21 protein-coding genes and 5 pseudogenes are annotated in these 19,942 nt (G+C 62.5%); 14 read left to right on the top strand and 12 right to left on the bottom strand.

The window, feature by feature from the left end:
• Positions 1 to 8 precede the first annotated feature (8 nt).
• From AC0L7P_RS09645 to AC0L7P_RS09635, 3 genes are all read right to left on the bottom strand, one after another.
• Positions 9 to 329, bottom strand: a complete 321-nt coding sequence (locus AC0L7P_RS09645; protein ID WP_473432629.1) for a sarcosine oxidase subunit delta — start codon at positions 327 to 329, stop codon at positions 9 to 11.
• Positions 330 to 407: 78 nt separating this feature from the next.
• Entirely contained in the window at positions 408 to 629 is a 222-nt protein-coding gene (locus tag AC0L7P_RS09640) for a hypothetical protein (protein ID WP_473432628.1), read from the bottom strand.
• 73 nt (positions 630 to 702) lie between these two features.
• Positions 703 to 1,950, bottom strand: coding sequence for a sarcosine oxidase subunit beta family protein (locus AC0L7P_RS09635; protein WP_473432627.1), 1,248 nt, complete (start codon positions 1,948 to 1,950; stop codon positions 703 to 705).
• A 206-nt stretch (positions 1,951 to 2,156) separates the two neighbouring features.
• On the opposite strand from AC0L7P_RS09635, the gene ccmI reads away from it, so the two are divergent.
• The 5 genes from ccmI to AC0L7P_RS09610 are packed head-to-tail and all read left to right on the top strand — an operon-like array spanning position 2,157 to position 4,092.
• A complete protein-coding gene (gene ccmI / locus AC0L7P_RS09630; protein ID WP_473432626.1) occupies positions 2,157 to 2,993 on the top strand; it encodes a c-type cytochrome biogenesis protein CcmI in 837 nt (278 codons plus the stop codon).
• A gap of 25 nt (positions 2,994 to 3,018) precedes the next feature.
• Positions 3,019 to 3,246 carry a hypothetical protein gene (locus AC0L7P_RS09625; protein WP_473432625.1) on the top strand — a complete coding sequence of 76 codons (228 nt, stop codon included), beginning with the start codon at positions 3,019 to 3,021 and terminating at the stop codon, positions 3,244 to 3,246.
• Positions 3,247 to 3,260: 14 nt separating this feature from the next.
• Positions 3,261 to 3,383, top strand: a complete 123-nt coding sequence (locus tag AC0L7P_RS09620; RefSeq protein WP_473432624.1) for a hypothetical protein — start codon at positions 3,261 to 3,263, stop codon at positions 3,381 to 3,383.
• Positions 3,380 to 3,856 (top strand): Holliday junction resolvase RuvX, encoded by a 477-nt coding sequence (ruvX, locus tag AC0L7P_RS09615; RefSeq protein ID WP_473432623.1) that lies wholly within the window; start codon positions 3,380 to 3,382, stop codon positions 3,854 to 3,856. The genes AC0L7P_RS09620 and ruvX overlap by 4 nt, the downstream gene beginning before the upstream one ends.
• Entirely contained in the window at positions 3,853 to 4,092 is a 240-nt protein-coding gene (locus tag AC0L7P_RS09610) for a DUF1289 domain-containing protein (RefSeq protein ID WP_473432622.1), read from the top strand. Before ruvX ends, AC0L7P_RS09610 begins: the two co-directional genes overlap by 4 nt.
• A gap of 73 nt (positions 4,093 to 4,165) precedes the next feature.
• On the opposite strand, the pseudogene dusA reads toward AC0L7P_RS09610, so the two are convergent.
• Positions 4,166 to 5,121: pseudogene (gene dusA, locus AC0L7P_RS09605) on the bottom strand (tRNA dihydrouridine(20/20a) synthase DusA).
• Positions 5,122 to 5,473: 352 nt separating this feature from the next.
• Between dusA and AC0L7P_RS09600 the strand changes: the two are divergent.
• The 5 genes and pseudogenes from AC0L7P_RS09600 to aat form a co-directional block, all read left to right on the top strand.
• Positions 5,474 to 5,685 (top strand): annotated as a pseudogene (locus AC0L7P_RS09600) (hypothetical protein); the annotation flags it as partial.
• Positions 5,686 to 5,856: 171 nt separating this feature from the next.
• The gene (locus tag AC0L7P_RS09595; RefSeq protein ID WP_473432621.1) at positions 5,857 to 6,201 is read left to right on the top strand and encodes a hypothetical protein; all 345 of its coding nucleotides are present in this window, start codon (positions 5,857 to 5,859) and stop codon (positions 6,199 to 6,201) included.
• Between the two features lie 110 nt (positions 6,202 to 6,311).
• Positions 6,312 to 6,802, top strand: a pseudogene (gene accB, locus AC0L7P_RS09590) (acetyl-CoA carboxylase biotin carboxyl carrier protein).
• 12 nt (positions 6,803 to 6,814) lie between these two features.
• A complete protein-coding gene (accC, locus tag AC0L7P_RS09585) occupies positions 6,815 to 8,161 on the top strand; it encodes an acetyl-CoA carboxylase biotin carboxylase subunit (protein ID WP_473432620.1) in 1,347 nt (448 codons plus the stop codon).
• A gap of 3 nt (positions 8,162 to 8,164) precedes the next feature.
• On the top strand, positions 8,165 to 8,812 hold the full coding sequence (gene aat, locus AC0L7P_RS09580; protein WP_473432619.1) for a leucyl/phenylalanyl-tRNA--protein transferase: 648 nt from the start codon (positions 8,165 to 8,167) through the stop codon (positions 8,810 to 8,812).
• On the opposite strand, the gene AC0L7P_RS09575 is transcribed toward aat, so the two are convergent.
• The 7 genes and pseudogenes from AC0L7P_RS09575 to glpD form a co-directional block, all read right to left on the bottom strand.
• Entirely contained in the window at positions 8,779 to 9,156 is a 378-nt protein-coding gene (locus tag AC0L7P_RS09575; RefSeq protein WP_473432618.1) for a DUF2155 domain-containing protein, read from the bottom strand. The genes aat and AC0L7P_RS09575 overlap by 34 nt on opposite strands.
• A 65-nt stretch (positions 9,157 to 9,221) precedes the next feature.
• Positions 9,222 to 9,605, bottom strand: coding sequence for an NADH:ubiquinone oxidoreductase subunit NDUFA12 (locus AC0L7P_RS09570; protein ID WP_473432617.1), 384 nt, complete (start codon positions 9,603 to 9,605; stop codon positions 9,222 to 9,224).
• Positions 9,606 to 9,723: 118 nt separating this feature from the next.
• Positions 9,724 to 10,110 carry a Rid family hydrolase gene (locus AC0L7P_RS09565; protein ID WP_473432616.1) on the bottom strand — a complete coding sequence of 129 codons (387 nt, stop codon included), beginning with the start codon at positions 10,108 to 10,110 and terminating at the stop codon, positions 9,724 to 9,726.
• Between the two features lie 5 nt (positions 10,111 to 10,115).
• A pseudogene (gene clpX / locus AC0L7P_RS09560) lies at positions 10,116 to 11,380 on the bottom strand (ATP-dependent Clp protease ATP-binding subunit ClpX).
• Positions 11,381 to 11,513: 133 nt separating this feature from the next.
• Positions 11,514 to 12,143: an ATP-dependent Clp protease proteolytic subunit gene (locus AC0L7P_RS09555; RefSeq protein WP_473432615.1), complete on the bottom strand. Its 630-nt coding sequence runs from the start codon at positions 12,141 to 12,143 to the stop codon at positions 11,514 to 11,516.
• Between the two features lie 135 nt (positions 12,144 to 12,278).
• A complete protein-coding gene (glpK, locus tag AC0L7P_RS09550; RefSeq protein WP_473432614.1) occupies positions 12,279 to 13,763 on the bottom strand; it encodes a glycerol kinase GlpK in 1,485 nt (494 codons plus the stop codon).
• A pseudogene (gene glpD, locus AC0L7P_RS09545) lies at positions 13,760 to 15,377 on the bottom strand (glycerol-3-phosphate dehydrogenase). The gene glpK and the pseudogene glpD overlap by 4 nt, the downstream one beginning before the upstream one ends.
• A gap of 162 nt (positions 15,378 to 15,539) precedes the next feature.
• On the opposite strand from glpD, the gene AC0L7P_RS09540 reads away from it, so the two are divergent.
• Together AC0L7P_RS09540 and AC0L7P_RS09535 are read left to right on the top strand one after the other, a co-directional pair.
• Complete coding sequence (locus AC0L7P_RS09540) at positions 15,540 to 16,553, top strand: glycosyltransferase family 2 protein (protein WP_473432613.1); 1,014 nt, start codon at positions 15,540 to 15,542, stop codon at positions 16,551 to 16,553.
• Positions 16,550 to 17,497 (top strand): glycosyltransferase family 2 protein, encoded by a 948-nt coding sequence (locus tag AC0L7P_RS09535; RefSeq protein WP_473432612.1) that lies wholly within the window; start codon positions 16,550 to 16,552, stop codon positions 17,495 to 17,497. The genes AC0L7P_RS09540 and AC0L7P_RS09535 overlap by 4 nt, the downstream gene beginning before the upstream one ends.
• A gap of 5 nt (positions 17,498 to 17,502) precedes the next feature.
• On the opposite strand, the gene AC0L7P_RS09530 is transcribed toward AC0L7P_RS09535, so the two are convergent.
• Complete coding sequence (locus AC0L7P_RS09530; RefSeq protein ID WP_473432611.1) at positions 17,503 to 18,255, bottom strand: WecB/TagA/CpsF family glycosyltransferase; 753 nt, start codon at positions 18,253 to 18,255, stop codon at positions 17,503 to 17,505.
• Between the two features lie 161 nt (positions 18,256 to 18,416).
• Between AC0L7P_RS09530 and AC0L7P_RS09525 the strand changes: the two genes are divergently transcribed.
• Together AC0L7P_RS09525 and AC0L7P_RS09520 are read left to right on the top strand one after the other, a co-directional pair.
• A complete protein-coding gene (locus AC0L7P_RS09525; protein ID WP_473432610.1) occupies positions 18,417 to 19,388 on the top strand; it encodes a hypothetical protein in 972 nt (323 codons plus the stop codon).
• Positions 19,351 to 19,869 carry a hypothetical protein gene (locus AC0L7P_RS09520; RefSeq protein WP_473432609.1) on the top strand — a complete coding sequence of 173 codons (519 nt, stop codon included), beginning with the start codon at positions 19,351 to 19,353 and terminating at the stop codon, positions 19,867 to 19,869. The genes AC0L7P_RS09525 and AC0L7P_RS09520 overlap by 38 nt, the downstream gene beginning before the upstream one ends.
• Positions 19,870 to 19,942 lie beyond the last annotated feature (73 nt).

Here is a 19,942-nt window from a genome sequence, read left to right as displayed (position 1 = left end):
AAAAAGCATCATTTGTGCTGCCAATCGGGGCGGCGGGCGGTGATCGCATCAAGGATGTGTTGCGGGGGTTTTGTTGTCTGGGCGCTGTAGGTGCCGAAAACTTCGAGGGTTACGGTGCAGCGGGCCGCGTGAAACCATTTGCCACAGCCCATGGCGTGGCGCCAGCGTTCGAAATGCACGCCCCGGGGGTTTTTGCGCAGGAACAGGTAGGTCTCAAAACTGTCGTCATCGCTGTCGGGGCCCGCGCGCTGGATATGGGCCTGACCGCCGGGGTGCAGTTCGGTTTCATCCGCTGCGATGTTGCAGCAGGGGCAGGTGAGGATCAGCATGGGCAGGGTCCGGATGCAAAAGGGCGAATGCCAACCGGCACCCGCCCTGTGAAATGTGGAAAATGGCGTTTGTGCAGCTTAGTTGCCCTTGTCGGCGGGTGCGCCTTCAAGCGTCGGAAGTTCGACGTTGATGTTGGTTTCACCGCCACCCCCGCCCGAAACATCGAGCCCGCCGTAGAGGATGAACCCCACAACGACCAAGGCGACGACAACGCCCCCGAGAATAAAGGCGAGCGTGGATGAGCTGCCTTTTTCGTGCACGTGGGTTTCGCGGATTCTGGTGTTGGAATCGTCAGACATTGGGCTGGCTCCTTGCGTTGATATGTTGGGCCATCAACGATCAGAGCCCGTGCGCGGTTCCGTTGCTGTTTCATCAATGGGCCACCCCTGCTGCCACGCTTTCATCGATGAAGCGGCCTTCGCGGAAGCGGTTCATGGTGAACGCCTCGGCCAGGGGGCCGGGTTCGCCCTGTGCCATGAGTTCGGCCATGGCCCAGCCGGAACCGGGGATTGCCTTGAACCCGCCCGTACCCCAGCCGCAGTTGACGAAACAGCCTGTCAGCGGCGTTTTGGAGATGATCGGCGAGCGGTCGCCGGTCATGTCGACGATGCCGCCCCATTGGCGCAGCATCTTGAGCCGCGAGATCATCGGGAAGGTTTCGATCAGCGCGCGCACGGTTTCCTCGATATGGTGGAAACTGCCCCGCTGGGTGTAATTGTTGTAGCCGTCGGCGCCGCCGCCGATCACCATTTCGCCCTTGTCCGATTGCGACATATAGCCATGCACCGTGTTGGCCATCACCACCACATCCATGCAGGGTTTGATCGGTTCGCTGACCAGCGCCTGAAGCGCCACGGATTCCAGCGGCAGGCGGAACCCGGCCATTTCGGCCAGAACCCCGGAATGGCCCGCCACGACGAGCCCGAGCTTGTCACAGTCGATCTCGCCCTTGGTGGTGGAAATCCCGCTGACCTTGCCGCCCTGTTGGCGCACGCCGGTCACTTCGCATTGCTGGATGATGTCCATGCCCATGTCGCTGCACGCCCGGGCATAGCCCCAGGCCACGGCATCATGGCGCGCGGTGCCGCCCCGGGCCTGCCAGAGCGCCCCAAGCACGGGATAGCGCGGCCCGTCGATGTTGATGATCGGGCAGAGGTCTTTCACCCGGTCCGGGCCGACAAATTCGGTTTCAACCCCTTGCAGGGCGTTGGCATGGGCGGTGCGTTGATAACCACGCACCTCGGCCTGGGTCTGGGCCAGCATCATCACACCACGGGGCGAGAACATGATGTTGTAATTCACATCCTGGCTCATGGTTTCATAGAGGCTGCGGGACTTTTCATAGATCGCCGCCGAGGGATCCTGGAGATAATTGGACCGGATGATCGTGGTGTTGCGCCCGGTGTTGCCACCGCCCAGCCAGCCCTTTTCGATCACCGCCACGTTGCGGATGCCATGATTCTTGCCCAGCCAATAGGCCGTTGCCAACCCGTGCCCCCCGGCCCCAACGATCACCACATCATATTTCTTTTTCGGCTGGGGCGAACGCCAGGCCCGCTCCCATCCGGTGTGAAAGCGCAGCGCCTCACGCGCGACGGCAAAGACGGAATAGCGTTTCAATGGCGGAATCCCCTATGGCTGGGCGGCGGTACGGCCCGCCCCTTATGGGGGGATTACCACGCCGCGCCCCCCTGTCAAACGGCACCTGTCTGGCAATTTGCGACATGGGCGCGGCCCCCGTGTCACAGGGCTGTGACCGAAGGTCGCGCATGGCTGGTGTTCCGCCCCCGAAGGCGGCACATAGGGGCGCAGAGATCGGAGGCGATATGTTCTGGGCGGTGGTCATAGGAATGGCAGGCATGACGGCGGCGGTGATCGCCCTGTCCTTGCTGCGCGGGGGCAACGGGGCGGCGCCCCGGGCATCCGACGTACAGGTTTACCGCGACCAGTTGGACGAGGTCGAGCGTGATCTTGCGCGTGGCACCCTGACGGCGGACGAGGCCGGGCGTGTGCGCACCGAAGTGGCCCGGCGTCTGCTGGAGGCGGACCGCGCGGCGCGTGGCGCGGTGCCCCCCGAGGCCGCGCCCCGTGGCATCACCCGCACCATGGCCGGGTTTTGCGCGCTGCTGGTGATTGGTGGCGGCGTGGGGGCCTATCTGTGGCTGGGGGCGCCCGGGTATCCCGATCAACCCATTCAGGCCCGCAAGGACCAGGCCGAGCGCGCCCGGGAAAACCGCCCGACCCAGGCCGAGGCCGAACAACAGGTTGCCGCGCTGACCACGCCGCTGCCCGCTGATCCGACCTATGCCAAAATGATGGAACAACTGCGCGCAACGGTAAAAAAGCGCCCCGACGATCTGCGCGGGCATCGGCTTTTGGCCCATAACGAAGCCGGGCTTGGCCGGTTCAACAGCGCGATCACCGCACAGAATCGGGTGATCGACCTGTTGGGGGACAAGGCAACAGCCGGTGATTATACCGATCTGGCCGAATATATGATCCTTGCTGCCGGGGGCTATGTTTCGCCCGGGGCCGAGGCCGCCCTGACCCGCGCCCTGAAGCTCGATCTCGAAATTTGGCGCGGCACTTTATTATGCCGGGCTGCTTTATGCACAGACCGGGCGCCCGGATCTGGCGTTTCAGATCTGGCGCGATCTGCTTGAGACAGGGCCGGACGATGCCCCGTGGATGACACCGATCCGCAGCCAGATCGCCGATCTGGCCGACCGTGCCGGGGTGCGATATGACGTTCCCGCCCCCAAAGGCCCCAGCATCAAAGGCCCCACCGCCGACGATGTGGCCGCCGCCTCGGACATGACCGCCGAAGACCGTGACGCGATGATCCGCACCATGGTGGCGGGCCTCGCCGACCGTCTGGCCAGTGATGGCGGCCCCCCGAAGACTGGGCGCGACTGATCGGCGCCTATGGCGTGCTGGGCGAAACCGATACCGCCGGCAAAATCTATGCCGAGGCGAAAGAAACCTTTGCCGAGGATCCCGCGGCGCTGGCCACGATCAGGGCCGCCGCCAACCGCGCGGGGTTGCCCGGATGATCTGTACCGACATCGAAACACTTGCCGCCGCCCTGCCCCGCCACGGCGCGCTGGCCGGGCTGGATCTGGGCACCGTCACCCTTGGCGTTGCTGTGTCCGATGTCATGCGTTCCATCGCCACGCCGCTGGAAACCATCCGGCGCAAGAAATTTGGCGTTGACGCCGCTCGCCTGCTGGATCTGACCACGAAGCGCCAGATTGTCGGAATCGTGCTGGGCCTGCCCCTGAACATGGACGGCAGCGAAGGCCCCCGCGCCCAGGCCACCCGCGCCTTTGCCCGCAATCTTGAACGCCTCACCGATCTGCCCATCACCTTTTGGGACGAACGCCTGTCCACCGTGGCCGCCGAACGCGCCCTGCTGGCGGCGGATACGTCACGCAAACGTCGCGCCGAGGTGATCGACCATGTGGCCGCCGGCTATATCCTGCAAGGGGCGCTCGACCGCCTGTCGCATCTGAAAGCCACGCAATGAGCGATATTCTCTGGAGCCGCGCCGAGGTTGAATCACCCTGCATCAAGATCTGCGTCGTCCACCCGGTCGAACGGATCTGTACCGGCTGCCTGCGCTCGCTCGATGAAATCGCCCAGTGGTCACGGCTCAGCGCACAAGAGCGTCAGGCCATCCTCGATGATCTGCCCGGTCGCGCCAACCGCCTGAAACAGCGGCGCGGCGGGCGGGCCGCGCGCCTGGCCCGCACGCAGGGGTGAACACCCCTGCCGCAGCGCCACAACAGCCGAAACAGGCCCCCTGAACAGCGTGCGCCGAAGGCGCTCCTTTGGGTCAGGCGTCAACACCTTCAACCGTCGCCAATGCGGCGTGCAAAACCTCGACACCCGCCCCCGGACGATGGGCGCCCTCCGACAGGATCCGCCGCCAGGCCCGCGCGCCCGGTCGCCCTGCAAACAGGCCCAGCATGTGGCGGGTGATCTGATTCAGCCGGCCACCGGCCGCCAGATGCGCGGCGATATACGGCTCCATCGCCGCCACAACCTCCGCCCGGTTCAGCCCCGGCCCCGCTTCTCCAAAAATATCACGATCCGCCGTGCCAAGAATATCAAAGGGCTGATGATAGGCGGCCCGTCCGATCATCACACCGTCCAGCCCCCGCGCCAGCACTGCCTTTGCCTGTGCCAGATCGCCAATTCCGCCGTTGATCGACAGATGCAGATCGGGAAACGCCGCCTTCATCGCCACAACCAGATCGTAATCCAAAGGCGGCACATCGCGGTTCTGCTTCGGGCTCAACCCCTGCAACCATGCCTTGCGCGCATGGATCTGCACCCGCCTCACCCCGGCCTGCTGCACCTGTTCCAGAAATCCCGGCAGCGCGTCTTCGGGGCGCTGATCATCAACTCCGATCCGGCATTTCACCGTGACCGCCACATCGCGCGGCACTGCCGCAATCATCGCCGCCACGCATTCAGCCACCAGCGCCGGACGCTCCATCAAAACCGCCCCGAAACAGCCCGATTGCACCCGGTCCGACGGGCAACCGACGTTAAGGTTAACCTCGCCATACCCCTCATCCGCCCCCATCACCGCCGCCTGTGCGAGTTCCGCCGGATCAGAACCGCCCAGTTGCAACGCCACCGGCTGTTCTGCTGGGTGGAACGCCAACAAATGCCGCGCGCCCCCCGCACCAACGCCGGCGCCGTCACCATCTCGGTATAAAGCAACGCCTGCCGCGACATGAGCCGATGAAAATACCGACAATGCCGATCCGTCCAATCCATCATGGGTGCAATGCTGAGCCGAGCGGATGATTCTATTTTTGAATTCAAACACATAACAGGAATTCCGTGGTTTCTTTACTTTGCCGCATTTCCTGTGATTCACCCCGATTTTCGGTGGTTTCCGTGGGTTTCCCGAGAACGCTTGCCAGCGAATAGCAGCTTTATACGCGGTCTGCATCCCCAAGTGAGGGGCCTCCAGGGACGCACTCTCCCCAATTTTCCGGCCCGAAAGCACGGCGCCCAGGGGCGACGGTGAGCCATGTCGCGCCATTGGTCCGAGCGAAAATGGCGAGCCGGCGCAAGGTGCACCTCGCGATGATACAGCCACCTCCGACATCCGTGCCATCCATTGCCGTCAGGTGATTGCAGGGCAATCACCGAGCGGGAGTTCACCCCGAGCCGCAACGGTGACAGCCCCGCGCTGCCTAACCTGCTCGGCCCCAGATCCCCGAGGACGAACAGATCGGCACCGTGACCGCTGACGGGGCTTGTGACACGCGCCGCTGCCGCACCGTCACCATCGCGCGTGGCGCTGTCCCGATCATTCCGATCCGCGAGACCGTTCGGCAGCCCCACAGGGCCATTTCTCAGGGTTCGTCCGATCACAATCCTTTGGCTATGCCACATTGATCCGATGCACTGCTGCGTTCTAAAATCCGGCGTTCGCCAAACCTGCATGGGCAAATGACAGCGGGCGCGCAAAATGGTATGTTGGGGCTTTCACCAGGAGATGTTTTCATGACCCGATATATTCTTGTCACCTTGCTTGCGTTCTGGGCCACATCCGCTGCGGCACAGAGCTGTTCCGAAATCAAATTCGCGCGCGGTGCGTCTTCGGGGGTGGTGTCGGGGCTGGTGTCGGATGGGCGGCCCCTGTGTTTCACCTTTGGTTCGGGCAACGGGCAAACGGCGCGGCTTCAGCTTTCGGGCAGCCGCAACACCTGTTTCACCATCCCCGGCGTGATCGATTGTCAGGACGATTTCAGCTTTCGCACCCGGCGCGCAACCTATGAAGTGAATGTGTTCCAGTTGTTTCGCAACACCGGATCCGAACAATTCTCCCTGCGTCTCAGCATCCGCTGAGGGCGGCGCGCGCCGCGCCGCGCACCTTTGGTTTTACGTCTTTCTTCCCCGGCAACGCTGACATATACCGAGGCCAGGCTGGCCGAGGGCCACACGGGAATGAGGATGGCATGACAGAAAAAACGCACAAGTCCGACGTCGCCTTTATCGAGGCACTGGCAAAACTGCTGCGCGAAAACGATTTGACCGAACTCAGCGTCAAACGGGAATACGGCGAAGACGACAGCCTGGATGTGCGCGTATCACGCAGCATCCCCGCACCCGCACCCGCCGCCGCCCCGATGGCCGCGCCTGTTGCGGCCCCCGCCGCCCCGCCAGCGGCCAGCGCCCCCCGGCCCCCGAACGCACCGCCGACCCGGCCGAACTCCCCGGTGCTGTGACCTCGCCCATGGTCGGCACCGCGTTCCTGTCGCCCGAACCGGGTGCCCCCGCCTTTGTCAAGATTGGTGATGCGGTAAGCGAGGGGCAAACCCTGCTGATCGTCGAGGCGATGAAAACCATGAACCAGATCCCGGCCCTGAATTCGGGCACCGTGAAACGGATCCTGATCGAAGACGGCACACCTGTCGAATTCGGCGCCCCCCTGATGATCATCGAATAAGGACACCCGCCCATGTTCGACAAGATCCTGATCGCCAACCGGGGCGAAATCGCCCTGCGTGTCATCCGGGCCTGCCGCGAGATGGGCATTGCATCCGTCGCTGTGCATTCCACCGCCGACGCCGACGCAATGCATGTGCGCATGGCCGACGAAAGCGTGTGCATCGGCCCGCCTTCCGGTTCGCAAAGCTATCTCTCGGTGCCGGCCATCATATCAGCCTGTGAAATCACCGGTGCGCAGGCGATTCACCCCGGCTATGGCTTTCTGTCGGAAAACGCGGCCTTTGTGCAGATCGTCGAAGACCATCAACTGACGTTCATCGGCCCCTCGGCCGAACACATCCGCATCATGGGCGACAAGATCACCGCCAAGGACACCATGAAGAATCTGGGTGTGCCCTGTGTTCCGGGCAGTGAGGGCGGCGTGCCCGATCTGGAAACGGCAAAAACCGTGGCCGCCGAAATCGGCTATCCGGTCATCATCAAGGCCACGGCAGGTGGCGGTGGGCGCGGTATGAAACTGGCCAAAACCGCCAAGGATCTGGAAACCGCCTTTCGCACGGCGCGCAGCGAATCCAAGGCCGCTTTCGGCAATGATGAGGTCTATATCGAAAAATACCTCACCACCCCGCGCCACATTGAAATTCAGGTGTTTGGCGATGGCAAGGGCCGCGCCGTGCATCTGGGCGAACGGGATTGTTCGCTGCAACGGCGCCACCAAAAGGTGCTGGAAGAGGCCCCCGGCCCCTCGATCACCCCCGAACAGCGCGCCCGCATTGGCAAGACCTGCGCCGATGCCGTGGCCAAGATCGGGTATTCCGGTGCCGGCACCATCGAATTTCTGTACGAGAACGATGAATTCTATTTCATCGAGATGAACACCCGCCTTCAGGTCGAACATCCGGTGACCGAGGCGGTGTTTGGCGTCGATCTGGTGCGCGAACAGATCCGCGTGGCCGCCGGCCTGCCCATGGAATTCAACCAGAGCACCCTGCGTCTGACCGGCCATGCCATCGAGGTGCGGATCAACGCCGAAAAGCTGCCCAGCTTTTCACCGTCCCCCGGCACGATCACCCAATATCACGCGCCCGGCGGGTTGGGCGTGCGGATGGATTCGGGGCTTTACGATGGCTATCGCATCCCGCCCTATTACGATTCCCTTATTGGCAAGCTGATCGTCCATGGTCGCGACCGCCCCGAAGCCCTGGCCCGCCTGTCACGCGCCCTGGGGGAATTGATCGTCGATGGGGTCGACACGACAATCCCCCTGTTCGACGCCCTTCTGCGCGAAGAGGCGGTGCAAACCGGCGGATACAACATTCACTGGCTTGAACACTGGCTGGAAACCAATCTGGGGTAATCCTTGACCGAAGGCCTGCTGACGCCTGAACTGCTGCTCCGGGGCTATGGGGCGGGGATATTTCCCATGGCCGACAGCCGTGATTCAACCGATATTCATTGGATTGATCCACGGCGTCGGGGGGTTTTTCCCCTGTCCGGGTTTCACATATCGCGCAGCCTGCGCCGCCGGTTGCGCAGCGCCCCCTTTGGGGTAAGTTTCGATCGTGATTTTACCGGCGTCGTCACCGGCTGTGCTGATCGCCCGGAAACCTGGATCAACGACACGATCTTTGATCTTTACCAGGCATTACACCGGGGCGGTTTTGCCCATTCCGTTGAATTGTGGGACGATGGCGCGCTGGTGGGTGGGGTTTACGGTGTGACCATCGGCGCCGCCTTTTTTGGCGAAAGCATGTTTTCCCGGCGTACGGATGCCTCAAAACTGGCGCTGGCCTATCTCGTTGACCGGTTGCGCGTTGGGGGGTTCACCCTGTTTGACACACAGTTCCTTACACCGCATCTGGCCCGTCTTGGTGCTGTGGAAATTTCCCGCGCCCAGTATCACCGGCACCTGGCCACAGCCATCACCCGCGCCGCCGATTTCAACCGCGCCGGGCCACTGGCCCCCGCCCCCGATCAGGTTTTACAGCGGATGACCCAGACGTCATAACGCGGATGTTCCATCGCGTTCAGCGCCGGACTGGAGGCAATCATCCAGCCCTGAAAGCGCGGCACTTCCACCCCCGCGTCCCGGATCACCAACCAGGCATAGGCATCGCCCGCCGGGTTGTTGGTGGGATAACGGCAATCGCCCAGCGTGATCTGCAATCGCCCCAGCGCGACGGTCTGTCCGACGGAAATGTCGATGTCAGACACCACCCCCGACACCTTATCAAGCCCCCGCAAAATCGCCCCCGGCGCGCTTTGCACCCGGGTTGTTGTGGTTTCGCTCTGGCCAAATGCCGGGGCAGCGGCCCCCAGAAGGGCAGCGCAAAAAGCAAGTCGTTTCAACATTATACCCGTCCGCCCTGCGGCAGCGCAGTGTTTGTTATCAGATCGCTAGAGATTGCCATCGCCGGTTATTCCGGCGTCCACGCCTCGTAATCGCTGCGCGGCGCCGGGTCGCTGCGCCGCAACGATCCTGCGGGCGCATAGGCCTGCGGCGTGCCGGTCATATTGGCCAGATGCGGCTTTTCCCAGGCACGGTGGCGCAGGGGCTTTTCCGTGGGCGGCTCATCCCAGGTGTGGTGCAACCAACCGTGCCAGTTGGCATCAACCCGCGACGCTTCGACCGCACCGTTAAAGATCACCCAACGGCGCGATTTGTCGGCGTTCTCGTAAAACACATTTCCGAGGTCATCTTCGCCCACACGAATGCCTTTGCGCCACGTCCAGAACTGGGTGTTCAGCGTCTGGCCGTTCCACCATGTCGCGGCGCGCAGAATCGATTTGAGAATGCCCATCTTGGCCTCCGGTTTCCTTGCGCCCAGATATGGACCAAGCGCGGCGCAACGTCCAGTGGTGGTATCCGGCTGCGCGGCATTTGACGGCGCCTGATGCGATGATCGACCGAAAACCGCCTCAGGCCTTGGCGGGGCGCCATGCGGTAAGTTCGATTTCAATGCGATATTCCGGTGCGATCAGCCTGGCTTCAATCATCGTCGCGGCAGGCGGGGACGCCCCAAAACCCGCGCGCAGGATCGGCCAGCAGGATTCGAATTCCGCAGCGTCGGGCAGGATATAGGTGACGCGCACCCCATCCGCGAGGGTTGCGCCCGCCTCATCCAAGGCGCGGATGATAACGGCCAGCGCCCCTTCGCATTGCGCCGCCGCCCCCAAAGGGACGGCGCCGGTGATCGGATCGGGCGGGCAGACCGTGCCGGACACATGAATCCAGCCATCGGCCACCACCGCCCGGCAATAGCCGACTTTGCCCTCATATGCGCCGCCCGAATGGATGCGGCGCATGGGCGTTAACCCGCCGAAGCCGGGGCCGCCGCTTTCTTGGCGTCGGAGTGGATCATCAGGGGCGCGGCACCGGTATTCACCGCCTCGTCGTTCACGACCACCTCTTCCACGCTGTCCATACCGGGCAGATCGAACATGGTATCCAAAAGAATATCCTCCATGATCGAGCGCAGCCCCCGCGCCCCCGTCTTGCGGGCAATGGCCCGTTTGGCGATGGATTGCAGGGCATCATCGGTGAAGGTCAGCTGCGCATCTTCCAGTTCGAACAACCGCTGATATTGCTTGACCAGCGCGTTTTTCGGTTGCGTCAGGATAGTCACCAGCGCCTCTTCATCCAGGTCGGTCAGGGTGGCAATCACCGGCAAGCGGCCAACAAATTCCGGGATCAACCCGAATTTCAACAGGTCTTCGGGTTCGAGTTCGCCAAGCTGTTCGCCAACGCCCTTGGTATCAGCATCCTTCACATCGGCACCAAACCCGATGCCCGACCCCTTGCCCCGCTGGGCGATGATCTTTTCCAGACCGGCAAAGGCACCGCCACAGATGAACAGGATGTTCGTGGTGTCCACTTGCAGGAATTCCTGCTGCGGATGCTTGCGCCCGCCCTGGGGGGCACCGATGCAACGGTGCCTTCCATGATCTTGAGCAATGCTTGCTGCACCCCCTCGCCCGACACGTCGCGGGTGATGCTGGGATTGTCGGATTTGCGGGTGATCTTGTCGACCTCATCGATATAGACGATGCCGCGCTGCGCCCGTTCAACATTGTATTCCGATGCCTGCAACAGCTTGAGAATGATGTTTTCCACATCCTCGCCCACATAACCAGCCTCGGTCAGGGTCGTGGCATCGGCCATGGTAAAGGGCACATCAAGGATGCGCGCCAAGGTCTGCGCCAGCAATGTTTTACCACAGCCGGTGGGCCCGATCAGCATGATGTTGGATTTCGCCAGCTCGATGTCGGATTTTCCGGCATGGTTCAGGCGTTTGTAATGGTTATGCACCGCCACCGACAGAACCCGCTTGGCGTGCATCTGGCCGATCACGTAATCGTCCAGCACCTGACAGATTTCCTTGGGTGTGGGCACGCCGTCGCTGGATTTCAGCGACGCCGATTTCGTTTCCTCGCGGATGATGTCCATGCACAGTTCGACGCATTCGTCGCAGATGAACACGGTTGGCCCCGCGATAAGTTTGCGCACCTCGTGCTGGCTCTTTCCGCAAAAAGAGCAGTAAAGGGTGTTCTTGCTGTCGCCTGAATTGTTCGCCATCGCTTACCTCTGGGCCTCTATCCGCCGTAAATTTAGCCAGCCTCCGCTGGTCCGTCCGCCCTGTGCCACCAGCCTAGGGCAGTCGTTTTTTGCCCGCAACGCCAAAGTGGCCCCACAGCCTTCACAAGCGGTTTCAGCTTGCAGGCTCGCCTTTCTCGCGGTTTTCGACGATTTCGTCGATATGGCCCCAATCCTTGGCCTCTTGCGGCGACATGAAATTGTCACGCTCCAGCGCCTTTTCAACCGCTTTCATGGTCTGGCCGGTGTGTTTGACATAAATCTTGTACAGTTGTTCGCGCACTTTCTGGGTTTCGGCGGCGTGAATCATGATATCGCTCGCCTGCCCCTGATACCCGCCCGAGGGCTGGTGCACCATGATCCGGGCGTTGGGCAGGGCAAACCGCATGCCCTTTTCGCCCGCTGCCGACAGAACCGACCCCATAGAGGCCGCCTGCCCGACCACGAGGGTCGATACCTTGGGTTTGATATATTGCATGGTATCATAGATCGACAGACCCGCCGTCACAACACCACCGGGGCTGTTGATATACATGCTGATGTCCTTGGTCGGGTTTTCCGCCTCAAGGTGCAAAAGCTGTGCAACGACAAGCTGGCTCATCCCGTCGTGAACCGGGCCGTTGACGAAAATGATCCGTTCTTTCAGCAGGCGGGAAAAAATATCATAGGCGCGTTCGCCCCTGCTGGTCTGTTCCACAACCATGGGAACCAGATTGTTGGTGAAATAATGTGCCGGGTCTTGCATGTGGGCCTGCCTGTTTTTCGGGTTGGGGCGGAATACCGCGAAACTGCTTTCAAGAGTCTTAGTGGCGCGTCCGGGGGGCTGCAAGGGCATGACGCATTTACCACGGGTTTGGTTACGGCATCGTTAACCTACGCCTCAGACGCTGAGGGTGGCCTGCACCGCCTTTTTCCAGGCGGCATATTTCGCCGCACGCTTGTCTTTGTCCATGTCCGGCTCGAACCGCCGCTCCAACGCCCAGCTTTTGGCGAATCCCGCCTGATCGGGGTAAACGCCTGCGCGCATGCCTGCCAGCCAGGCCGCGCCCAGCGCGGTGGTTTCCAACACCGCCGGGCGATCCACCGGGGCGCCGATGATGTCGGACAGGAATTGCATGGTCCAATCGCTCGCGCTCATCCCGCCGTCCACCCGCAGGGTCGCCTGGCCGGGCGCCGACCAATCGGCCTGCATCGCCTCTAACAGATCGCGGGTCTGATACCCGACAGATTCCAGCGCCGCACGGGCAAATTCCGCCGGTCCCGAATTGCGCGTCAGCCCATAAATCGCCCCCCGGCAGTCTGCATTCCAATAGGGTGCGCCAAGGCCCACAAAGGCCGGCACCAAAATCACCCCCTGCCCCGCATCGGCCTTGTCAGCCAGGGGTTGGGTTTCCTTTGCCTCGTCAATAATCTTCAACCCGTCGCGCAGCCATTGCACCACGGCCCCGGCAATGAAAATCGATCCCTCAAGGGCATAGGTCGGTTTGCCATCAAACTGATAGGCGATAGTCGTTAACAAACGGTTGTTCGAATCCACCGGCGTGTCGCCCGTGTTCAGCAGGGCAAAACACCCCGTGCCATAGGTGGATTTCAACATCCCCGGTTCAAAACACGCCTGGCCCACGGTCGCCGCCTGCTGATCGCCCGCAACCCCCAGAATCGGAATTTCAGCGCCCAGCAGATCGCGCTGTGCAACGCCGAAATCGGCGGCACAATCCTTGACCTCGGGCAGCATCTCCATGGGAATGCCCAGAAGATCGCAGATGGTGGACGACCAGCGCCCCTTGCGAATGTCGTAAAGCAGGGTGCGCGCGGCATTGGTGGCGTCGGTCACATGGGCGGCACCGCCGGTCAGTTTCCAGATCAGAAAGGAATCCACCGTTCCGAACAACAGCTTGCCCTGTTTCGCCTTTTCGCGCGCCCCATCGACGTTATCGAGCAGCCATTTCAGCTTGGTCCCCGAAAAATACGGGTCCAGCAACAATCCGGTGCGCGCCGTCACCATCGCCTCGTGGCCCTCGGCCTTGAGCGTCTGGCAAATCCCGGAGGTGCGCCGGTCCTGCCAGACAATCGCGCGGTGGACAGGCCTGCCGGTGTCCTTGTCCCAGACAACGACGGTTTCGCGTTGGTTGGTGATGCCGATGGCCGCGATATCACCGGCGGCAACGCCGGTTTTTTCAATCACCGCGCGGCAGCTGCGCTGGGTCGTAGCCCACAGATCGTCAACCTCATGCTCGACCCAACCCGACGCGGGGTAATGCTGTTCGAATTCCTCCTGCACCACGCCGGCAATCTGTAATTCTCCGTCAAACAGGATCGCCCTGCTAGAGGTGGTTCCCTGGTCGATGGCCAGAATATGGGTCATTTGCTTTCCTCCCGCTGATTGCGCCGTGTTGCCATAAAGACATCAAGGGCGGCAATCTCATCTTTGCCCATCCGCAGGCCCAACTTGCTGCGCCGCCAGACCACATCGTCCGCCGTGCGGGCATATTCCCGCGCCATCAGCCACTCAACCTCGCGCGCCGTCAAGGTGCCGCCAAAGGCCTGTCCCAGGTCTTCGGCGCTGCGCGCACCATCCAGCATCACCGCCGCCTCGGTGCCATAGGCCCGGATCAGCCGCCCCGCCCAGTAAGGATCAAGGAACGGATAATCCGCGCTTAACCTTTCGGTCAGCGCCGTCACCCCATCCACCGGGAAATCCCCGCCGGGCAAGGCCACGCCCGCCGTCCAGTCACCGGTGGCCCCGGGAAAGAACGGGCGCAGCCGCGCGAACGCCTGTTCGGCCAGTTTGCGATAGGTGGTGATCTTGCCGCCAAACACGTTCAACAACGGCGGCTCGCTTCCCCTGCCGCCATCTGTGGTTGGGCCTGCATCAAGGGACAGCACATAATCGCGCGTCGCAGCCGTGGCCGATTTTGCCCCGTCATCATAAAGAGGGCGCACGCCGGAATAGCTCCAGACCACATCATCGCCAGTGATACGCCGTTTGAAATACCCCGATGCAAAGCGGCACAGATAATCCGCCTCTTCCGACGTACAAACCGCCGGTTTGTTGGGATCGCCCCCGTGATCCTTGTCGGTGGTGCCGATCAGGGTGAAATCGGTCTCATAGGGAATCGCAAAGATGATCCGCCCGTCCTCGCCCTGAAAGAAATAAGCCTTGGCATGATCAAACAGGCGGCGCGTCACGATATGGCTGCCGCGCACCAACCGCACCCCTTCGGTTGCGTTCACATGCACCCGGTTGCGGATGATGTTTTCCACCCATGGCCCCCCGGCATTGACCAACCCGCGCGCTGTCACGTTCTGTTGTGCGCCGTTTTCATCCTCAAGGGTGATCTGCCACAATCCCTCGTCCCGGTGGGCCGCGATCACCTTGGTGCGCACCATGATCGTGGCGCCCCGCGCCTCGGCATCCCGGGCGTTCAGCGCCACAAGGCGCGAGATCCTCGACCCAGCAATCGGAATATTCAAAGGCCCTGGCGAATTTATCGTTCAGGGGCGCGCCCTCGGGTCCAGTGGTCAGATCCAGGGTTTTCGTGCCGGGCAGATATTTCCGCCCGCCCAAATTGTCATACAGAAACAACCCGAAGCGGATCAGCCAGGCAGGCCGCCGGCCCCGCATCCAGGGCATGACGACATTCAACAGGCGGCTGGTCGGGGTTTCCCCCTCAAACCGCATATCAGGGGAATAAGGCAGGACAAACCGCATGGGCCAACTGATGTGGGGCATGGCGCTTAGCAACACTTCGCGTTCGATCAACGCCTTGCGCACAAGGCCCACCTCGAAAAATTCAAGATACCGCAACCCGCCGTGAAACAGCTTGGTACTCGCGCTGGATGTGGCGCTGGCAAGATCGTTCATCTCGGCCAGCCCCACCCGCAGGCCCCGCCCCTGTGCATCGCGGGCAATGCCCGTGCCATTGATCCCGCCGCCAATCACAAAAAGATCGAACGGCGCCTGTTCCGTTTCACTCATCCAAAGGCCTTTCCGGCGTACCAGTTCCCTGCATCCCGGCGTAATGGTAAGGCGGGCCAACAGATGTGCAACCCCCGCCCCGCCCTTTGCGCGGTGCGGTCCCGTCGCCATAACTATGCCACAGCGCACCTCTAAAACCGGGGCAGACATTAGGGAGTTTCAATGCCAGCCACAGGCAAACGGCGCAGCATTCGTGAAAGGATGCGCAACAGGCTGACCGGTCTGGGGCGGCGTTTGCGCCTGTGGCACAGCCTGCGCCATGTGCAGGGGCCGAAACGTTTCGATCTGGCGCAAGACGATGTGGTCGTCGTGGCGCTGGTGCGCAATGGCGCTTATTACCTTGATGAATTTCTACGCCATTACCGCGCCGTCGGGGCGCGGCATTTCGTGTTTGTCGACAACGGCTCTGACGATGCCACCCTTTCGCGCCTTCGCGGCGAACCGGGCTGTGCCGTGATGCAATCCACCCTGCCCTGGGGGGCTTACGAAAACGATTTCCGCGCCCGCGCCGCGCGGCGCTTTGCCAACGGTCACTGGTGCCTCTTTGCCGATATGGATGAAATGTTCGACCCGCCCGGTGCCCTGCCTCTGCCCGATCTGGCCGCACGGTTGCATGCGCAGGGCGCAACCGCGCTGGTGGCGCAGATGTTGGAGATGTTCCCTGATGCTCCGCTTAGCACGGTCGCCACCCTGCCCTATGATCAGGTGCTTGAGCGTTTTGATCATTGCGACACGGGCAATATCACCGCCCATGCCTATCACGACCCCGCCATCGGCTTTGCCTGGTGGCTGGCGCAGAACACCGCACCGCCGGGGGTGCAGGTGATGTTTGGGGGCGTGCGCCGTCGGGTGTTTGGTGAAAACTGCTGTCTGACCAAACACCCCATGGTGTTTCTGGCCCCCGGCGTGCTGTCCGGCGTTCACCCCCATTGTTCCGCCCATGTGACCTGTTCTGATGTTACCGCCTTGATCCGTCACTATAAATTTGCCAATCAACCCGCCCTGCGTGATGCGCAAACCGTGCAAAATGCCGCCATCCCCCATGGCGAAGACCGCCTGCGTCTGGTGCGGATGCAGAACGATCCGGCCCTTACCCTCATGGGGCCAAACGCCTGCCGCTACACCGGCCAGGCGATGCTGCGCGACAGTGGCTTTCTGATCGGAGAGCCCCCATGACAGGCATCGCCGCCGTGGTCATCGGGCGCAATGAGGGTGCGCGCCTTGTCACCTGTCTGGATGCGTTGCAAGGACAGGTGGCGCGGATCGTCTATGTTGATTCCGGCTCGACCGACGACAGCGCCGCGGCAGCCCGCGCCCGCAGGGCCGAGGTGGTGGCGCTGGACATGGCACGGCCCTTTACCGCCGCGCGGGCGCGCAACGCCGGGCTGGCGCGGCTTGATCCTGACGACACGCCGCTGGTGCAACTGCTGGATGGCGATTGCGAATTGCGCGCGGGCTGGCTCGACGCCGCCAGCGCCTTTCTGGCCGATCACCCGCAGGTGGCGGTGGTCTGTGGGCGGCGGCGCGAACGTCACCCCGATGCGTCACTTTATAACGCCCTGTGCGATGCGGAATGGAACACGCCGATCGGCCCCGCGCTGGCCTGTGGCGGCGACGCCCTGATCCGGCTGGCGGCCCTGCGGCAAGTGGGCGGTTACCGCGATGATCTGATCGCGGGCGAGGAACCCGAGCTGTGTGTGCGCCTGCGCGATGCCGGTTGGCTGGTGCATCGGCTGGACGTGGAAATGACATGGCATGACGCGGCCATCACCCGCCTGTCGCAATGGTGGCGGCGCAGCCGCCGCGCAGGCCATGCCTTTGCCGAAGGCGCCGCCCTGCACGGCGCTGCGCCCGAACGCCACTGGGTGCGCGAACACCGCCGCGCCCTGCTCTGGGGGGCGGCCCTTCCTGCCGTCGCCCTGCTGGGCGCGCTGGTCACCCCTTGGGCGTTGCTGATGCTATTGCTTTGGCCGGTGCAGATCGTCCGCCTTGCGCGAACCATGGGGCTTAGCCGCGCCTTTTTCACCGTGTTGGGCAAATTGCCCGAGGCGCAAGGCGCGCTGACTTTTCATGTCAACCGCCTGCGCCAGCGCAAGACGGGGATCGTGGAATATAAATGAACCGCTCAGCCAAATCTTGCGCGCAGCGCCGCGATCACCTGCCCCGGCAAAACCGCGAAACAGGCGGCATAGCGCGGTATCATGCGCGCCGGGCTTTCGATCAGGCGCCACAGCCATTCCATGGCAATGGCCCGCACCCAGCGGGGCGCGCGCACCTGCCGCCCGGCCAGAAAATCCAACCCCGCCCCGATCGACGCAAACCCCACGGTGGGCGCATCCCGTCGGCCCCGGGCGGCCAGCAATTCCTGTTTGGGCGCCCCGAGGGCCAGAAAACACAGCCGCGCACCGCTGGCGTTCAATTCGGCCAGAATCGCCGCCGCCTCGGCGCCGCCCGGATCAAACACCCCCGAGGGCGCGTGGCGCAGCGCGATGTTTACCCCCGGCACCTGCGCCTCGAGGGCGACAGCGGCACGATCCAGGGTTTCGTGAGTGCTGCCCACCAGCGCCACAGACACCCCCACATCGCGCGCCAACCCGCACAGGGGCACGATCAGCTCGCTTCCGGGCATCAATTCTACCGGCGTGCCCGCCAGCCGCGACAGCCACACGATGGGGTTGCCATCGGCCACCACCAGATCCTGCCGGCAGTAAGCATCGACAAAATCGCCCGAGCGCCGCATCTTGACGATGTGATCAAGGTTGATCGTGGCCAGCGCAAAGCCTTCGCCACCGGTGAAACGCCCGCGGATCGCGGCAAACAATTCATCACGCGTGGCCATGTTAATTGTCACCCGGCGGCGACCGAACGCAAAATACACAGAATTTCCCCAGTCGGTTCAGCACCGCGCAAAGGTGCAAAGGCAGCGGTGCCATTGTGCAACAGCAGGGCGGGCACGCAAACATATATGCCCACGACACTGCGCAACGCCCCTGCTAGTGTTGCCGGATCAACACCCCCGCCCCTGCGGAGCGCCTGAGCATGCCAAACCCCGTCGCCTATCTGATGCTGGTCATCTGGCCGTTTGCATGCCTGTTCATGTTTCGCCGGATGCCGCTGGAACGCGCCCTGATCTGGAGCCTGCTGGGCGGTTATCTGATCCTGCCCGAACTGACCGGTTTCAACCTGCCGCTGGTTCCGGTCATGGACAAGACATCGATCCCGACGCTTTCAACGGCGGTGATCCTTGTCTTTGTCCTGAAACACCGGATTGCGCTGCTTCCGGGGTTCTGGCCGGCCAAGGTGCTGGTGCTGCTGTTTCTTCTGGGCACGATCCCCACGGTTCTGAACAATGCCGATCCGATTCTGTTTCGCGTGCTGGAAGACGCCGCACCGATTCAGTTCATCACCGGGAGCCAGCCGGGCCTGTCGATCCGCGATGTTCTGGCGCTGGGGATGCTCAAGGTGCTGGCAGTGCTTCCTTTTCTCATGGGGCGACAGTTTCTGGGCAGCGAAAAGGGCATGCAGGAAATGCTCAGGGCGCTGATGATCGGCGGGCTGATCTATTCCGTTCCGTCATTTTTCGAGATCCGCTTTTCCCCGCAGTTGCACATCTGGATCTATGGGTTCTTTCAGCACAGTTTCGAACAGACCATGCGTGACGGCGGCTATCGGCCCATCGTGTTTCTGCCCCATGGATTGTGGCTGGCGTTTTTCATCATGACCACGCTGTTGGCCTCGGCGTTCCTGTATAAACAGGCGCCAGCCGAACAGAAACTCAAATACATCGCCATCACTGTCTATCTCGCGGTGTTGCTGGTGGCCTGCAAAAGCCTCGCCTCGCTGGCCTACGGTGTGGTGCTGACGCCGCTGATCCTGTTCACCTCGGCCAGGATGCAGATACGCTTTGCCCTTGCCTGTGCGTTTGTCGCGGTGCTGTATCCCATGCTGCGCAATGGCCATCTTGTGCCGCTGGATGCCATCCTGTCCCAGGCCGATCTCGATCAGCAGTGACCGGGCCGCCTCGCTCGATTACCGGTTCAATAACGAAGAATTGTTGTTGGGCCGCGCCGCCGAGAAACCCTGGTTTGGCTGGGGCGGATGGGGGCGCAATCTGATCCGCGACGGGGAAACCGGCGAAATCCTGTCAATTCCCGACGGGCGCTGGATCATCGTTTTCGGCACCTTCGGCTGGGTCGGGTATATCGCGGAATTCGGCCTGCTGGCCCTGCCCGTCTTTCTGACCGGCTGGCAAATGCGGGCAAACCGGGCTGTACAGGTCTCGCCCTATGTGATGCCGCTGGTGTTGATGCTGGCGATTACCATGATCGATCTGTTGCTGAATGCCACGCTGATCCCGTTCACCTGGCTGATGGCGGGCGCCATTCTCGGCCATCTGGAGCAGGTCCGCCGCGACAATCGCGCCCCGGCCCTGTTTCCCGAAGGCACCGCCATCGGGCGCGCCCCGCCCGCTGGGCCACGCACAATCCTTTAGGGTCAGCCCTGTTCACCCATGGCAGGCCACGGTATTGTCGTTGAAATGGAAACGAACGGCCCGCGCGACTCCT

Source organism: Oceaniglobus sp. K40-3 (assembly GCF_055808395.1).
The sequence above is the reverse complement of the archived record's forward strand: the minus strand, read 5'-3'. Positions and strand labels throughout refer to the sequence as shown.

Excerpts from the sequence above, each read along its gene's own strand:
- AC0L7P_RS09645 (WP_473432629.1), bottom strand. The coding sequence starts at position 329 with ATGCTGATCCTCACCTGCCCCTGCTGCAACATCGCAGCGGATGAAACC.
- AC0L7P_RS09640 (WP_473432628.1), bottom strand. The coding sequence starts at position 629 with ATGTCTGACGATTCCAACACCAGAATCCGCGAAACCCACGTGCACGAA.
- ccmI (WP_473432626.1), top strand. The coding sequence starts at position 2,157 with ATGTTCTGGGCGGTGGTCATAGGAATGGCAGGCATGACGGCGGCGGTG.
- AC0L7P_RS09625 (WP_473432625.1), top strand. The coding sequence starts at position 3,019 with ATGACACCGATCCGCAGCCAGATCGCCGATCTGGCCGACCGTGCCGGG.
- ruvX (WP_473432623.1), top strand. The coding sequence starts at position 3,380 with ATGATCTGTACCGACATCGAAACACTTGCCGCCGCCCTGCCCCGCCAC.
- AC0L7P_RS09610 (WP_473432622.1), top strand. The coding sequence starts at position 3,853 with ATGAGCGATATTCTCTGGAGCCGCGCCGAGGTTGAATCACCCTGCATC.
- AC0L7P_RS09595 (WP_473432621.1), top strand. The coding sequence starts at position 5,857 with ATGACCCGATATATTCTTGTCACCTTGCTTGCGTTCTGGGCCACATCC.
- accC (WP_473432620.1), top strand. The coding sequence starts at position 6,815 with ATGTTCGACAAGATCCTGATCGCCAACCGGGGCGAAATCGCCCTGCGT.
- AC0L7P_RS09575 (WP_473432618.1), bottom strand. The coding sequence starts at position 9,156 with ATGTTGAAACGACTTGCTTTTTGCGCTGCCCTTCTGGGGGCCGCTGCC.
- AC0L7P_RS09570 (WP_473432617.1), bottom strand. The coding sequence starts at position 9,605 with ATGGGCATTCTCAAATCGATTCTGCGCGCCGCGACATGGTGGAACGGC.
- AC0L7P_RS09565 (WP_473432616.1), bottom strand. The coding sequence starts at position 10,110 with ATGCGCCGCATCCATTCGGGCGGCGCATATGAGGGCAAAGTCGGCTAT.
- AC0L7P_RS09555 (WP_473432615.1), bottom strand. The coding sequence starts at position 12,143 with ATGCAAGACCCGGCACATTATTTCACCAACAATCTGGTTCCCATGGTT.
- glpK (WP_473432614.1), bottom strand. The coding sequence starts at position 13,763 with ATGACCCATATTCTGGCCATCGACCAGGGAACCACCTCTAGCAGGGCG.
- AC0L7P_RS09540 (WP_473432613.1), top strand. The coding sequence starts at position 15,540 with ATGCCAGCCACAGGCAAACGGCGCAGCATTCGTGAAAGGATGCGCAAC.
- AC0L7P_RS09535 (WP_473432612.1), top strand. The coding sequence starts at position 16,550 with ATGACAGGCATCGCCGCCGTGGTCATCGGGCGCAATGAGGGTGCGCGC.
- AC0L7P_RS09525 (WP_473432610.1), top strand. The coding sequence starts at position 18,417 with ATGCCAAACCCCGTCGCCTATCTGATGCTGGTCATCTGGCCGTTTGCA.
- AC0L7P_RS09520 (WP_473432609.1), top strand. The coding sequence starts at position 19,351 with ATGCCATCCTGTCCCAGGCCGATCTCGATCAGCAGTGACCGGGCCGCC.